General features: G+C 57.4%; 3 protein-coding genes. 2 read left to right on the top strand and 1 reads right to left on the bottom strand.

From position 1 onward, the window contains the following. A partial coding sequence (locus ACF8AM_RS18910; RefSeq protein WP_392557142.1) for an FAD-dependent oxidoreductase occupies positions 1-941 on the bottom strand: 941 nt, incomplete at its 3' end. A gap of 255 nt (positions 942-1,196) precedes the next feature. Between ACF8AM_RS18910 and ACF8AM_RS18905 the strand changes: the two genes are divergently transcribed. Further along, positions 1,197-2,339 (top strand): DUF1559 domain-containing protein, encoded by a 1,143-nt coding sequence (locus tag ACF8AM_RS18905; RefSeq protein ID WP_392557141.1) that lies wholly within the window; start codon positions 1,197-1,199, stop codon positions 2,337-2,339. Next, positions 2,336-2,515 carry a hypothetical protein gene (locus ACF8AM_RS18900; protein WP_392557140.1) on the top strand — a complete coding sequence of 60 codons (180 nt, stop codon included), beginning with the start codon at positions 2,336-2,338 and terminating at the stop codon, positions 2,513-2,515. The genes ACF8AM_RS18905 and ACF8AM_RS18900 overlap by 4 nt, the downstream gene beginning before the upstream one ends. The last annotated feature ends 905 nt before the right edge of the window (positions 2,516-3,420 follow it).

Genomic DNA, 3,420 nt, shown 5'->3' with positions numbered 1-3,420 from the left:
ATACGTCCATCGCTCTTGGACAATCCACATGCGATGTGTCCCGCGAAAAGTTCGACGCCTGATGCGGCCATGGCGGCTTCTCGCTTCTTTTGATCCTTGCGGGCCAATGCGCTGCCGTTGGGATAGTGTTCCGTATCGATCTTTTTCAGGATCCCGGCGGCACGACCGTGGATTCCCAACGTGTGCACACGAACTTCCTCGGACGCATTGCCGCCGAAAATGGGCCGGTCCTGGATCAACGCCACTTTCAGCCCTTGCGAACGTGCGGCCAGCGCCGCACCACAACCTGAAATTCCGCCGCCGACGATGACCAAGTCGAACTCGAGTTCATTGACTTCCAACTGAGCACGGCCGGTGAGTTGATCTTTCCAAGCGACCAAATCCGCGGCGTCGTTGGGCAGCATTGGCGAGGACGACTTGGAGAAATAGACCGCATCACAGCGGCCATCAAAACCGGTGAGGTCAGCCAGCTCGATCTTCACCTTGGCCGGGTCATCGATCTCGATGGCACCACCATTTTGCCAATGCCATTTTGTGTCTTCTGTTCCAAATTCCGGCGTCAGAGTTTTCTCGTTGACCGACACATTGAACCGCCCTGGAGATTTCCATTCGCCCTGGCACCAATCACGCGTCCTCACCCATACGTGCCAAGTTCCTGCATCAGGCAGAGTGACGTGAGTGGTCGCGTTGGCAACCGGCTTCCCCATGCCATGAGCCAAAAGATAGCAGCCGCCCATTTGCTGGTAGTGCTGAGTATCCAGTTTCCAGCCACCCAAATCGTCGAATTGGCTGGCCTCGACCAAGACGCCATCGCCCGCTGAACTCGCCTCCGAAGACAAACGTTCACTTCCCAGAAGGTAACCGGGGGCCGTGGCGGAAAGCACTCCTGCTCCTCCAACCACTCGCAAGAAGCCACGTCGTCCAATTTGGTTGTTTTTCATCGTTTCTCTGGTGTCGCAAGATGGAGATCCATGGATTGAATCAGCGACGCTGTTCGTCGGATTCATGCAATCAAAGAGTCCAAGCCGGCACTTTTTGGACAACTAAAACGACCTATTTGGGCTTTTATGAGAAAATCCTGTCCAAAAACTGGCTTCCCCCCCTCTTTCTGGACAAAGCACGAGCTTCATCGTGTTTCTGGTGCCGCGTTCCAGGCAGCGCCATTGATTCATTCGTTCATTCAAAGGAGGAGTCTTGTGAGAACAGACAAAAATCGCCATGCGTTTACGCTCGTCGAGCTGTTGGTCGTCATTGCTATCATCGGTGTTTTGGTTGGGCTGTTGCTGCCCGCCGTTCAATCGGCTCGAGAAGCTGCTCGGCGGATGTCGTGCAGCAACAACTTCAAACAGATCGGGTTGTCATTGCACAACTACCACGCGGCGTTCAGCCGACTGCCGCCCAACGGGACCGGGCCGTCACTGCCTGCTCTGAAGCAGCTCAGTGCCAACATCGGCTTGCTGCCATTCCTGGAGCAACAGGGGCTTTGGGAAATGATGTCCAACCCATTGATGCCGGAACCCGGTGAAACACCAACGGACGCCAACGCCGCTGGATTGTGGCCGCCATTCGGTCCCCGCCCCTGGGTCGACTTGAACGAATACGATCCGTACCAGATGCAAACACCCGCGTTTCGATGCCCATCGGATCCAGGCATGTCACCACTGGGAACTGGAATGTCGAACTATGCGTTTTGCCATGGCGACGCACTCCTGCGAGTCGGTTATCCACCGTCGAGCCAATGGGCCGATCAAGGGGTCTTTCGTGGGCTGTTCAAACGTGACGAACCGCGTAAGTTCCGTGATGTTCTCGATGGACTATCCAACACCATCGCAATGGCTGAGATCATGACCGACCTCGGCGACCGCAGTGTGGGTGGATCCGTCGTCAATCGCACGTACTTTCCCAACGACGATTCGATGGGATCCGATCTGAGCATCTGCACGGCAGTGGTCGATCCACAACGACCTCAGTTCATCGAGAGCAGCGTCACGCTGTGGAACAGCGGCGGCACTTCTCGCGGTGGACGTTGGTGGAATTATCACTTGATGATCACTGGCATGAACACCGTGCTGCCTCCCAATTCGCCCACCTGTGCGATGCAGTGGGGAACCTCGTGGCAATCAGGAATCTTCAGTTCCGCCAGTCACCACCAAGGCGGCGTGCATGTTTTGTTGGCCGACGGAGCGGTCAAGTTCATCAACGATTCCATCGAAGCCGGCAACCAACAGGCGCAGAGTATTTCAAAGAACTATGGCACCGTTGGACAAAAGAGCCCCTACGGGTTGTGGGGAGCTTTGGGGTCCATTTCCTCGAAAGAAACGATTGAAGGATTCGAATGATGAAGTTGACACGAATGATTGCAACCTTGTGTTTCGCGTTGAGCCTGCTGGGCGTGCCGGCCTGTTCACAGGGCGACGGCGACGCGGAAAAGTTGACTGCCCCCGAGGGCATCGACTGGGAAGCCATTGAAGCCCAAGACGGCGCGATCGCGGACGCCCAAAGTGAAGGCGAATAGAAACGTCTGCTTCGAATCAGTGTTCCTCTCGGTGCATTCTGAATAAGATGACCGCTGGTTCGGATAAAAACACGTCGCCGGATTCGCCAAGAATTCGGTCGCGTTCCGTCTGGAGCATCTGAATTCTGGCGAATCCAGCTACGCACGGCCAGCAAGCAGGCCCGGATGGGCCAACACAGCCATTGCCGGGGTCGTCAGGCCCCGGAACAGCTCCCACCCCCTGGAACCAAAACCCTGAAGGGGTGACAGAGGACACTCAGCTCTGTCGCCCCTTCAGGGCTTGGTGCATTGGCCATTCCATGCACCGGGGCCTCACGGCCCCGGCAAAGGATCTTCCGGCCCTCCGGGCCTCTCACGCAACGCATCCGAATTCGCCAAGAGATCGGACATGCCGTAACCGAGGCCGCCAAGAATTCGGACGCATCCCATCTGGAGCATCTGAATTCTGGCGAATCCAGCTACGCACGGTTAGCAAGCAGGCCCGAACGGGCCGACACAGCCATTGCCGGGGCCATCAGGCCCCGGAACAGCACTCCCACCCCCACAACCAAAACCCTGAAGGGGTGACAGAGGACACTCAACTCTGTCGCCCCGTCAGGGCTTGGTGCATTGGCCAATTCATGCACCGGGGCCTCACGGCCCCGGCAGATCCTCTGCCGGCCCTCCGGGCCTCTCACGCAACGCATCCGGATTCGCCAAGAGATCGAACATGCCGTCGCCGGATTCGCCAAGAATTCGGTCGCGTTCCATCTGGAGCATCTGAATTCTGGCGAATCCAGCTACGCACGGCTAGCAAGCAGGCCCGGATGGGCCGACACAGCCATTGCCGGGGCCATCAGGCCCCGGAACAGCACTCCCACCCTCACAACCAAAACCCCGTAGGGGTGACAGAGGACACTCAACTC

Source organism: Rhodopirellula sp. JB055 (assembly GCF_043100905.1).
Classification (GTDB): domain Bacteria; phylum Planctomycetota; class Planctomycetia; order Pirellulales; family Pirellulaceae; genus Rhodopirellula.
This window is presented reverse-complemented; position numbering and strand designations above follow the sequence as displayed.

Excerpts from the sequence above, each read along its gene's own strand:
- ACF8AM_RS18900 (WP_392557140.1), top strand. The coding sequence starts at position 2,336 with ATGATGAAGTTGACACGAATGATTGCAACCTTGTGTTTCGCGTTGAGC.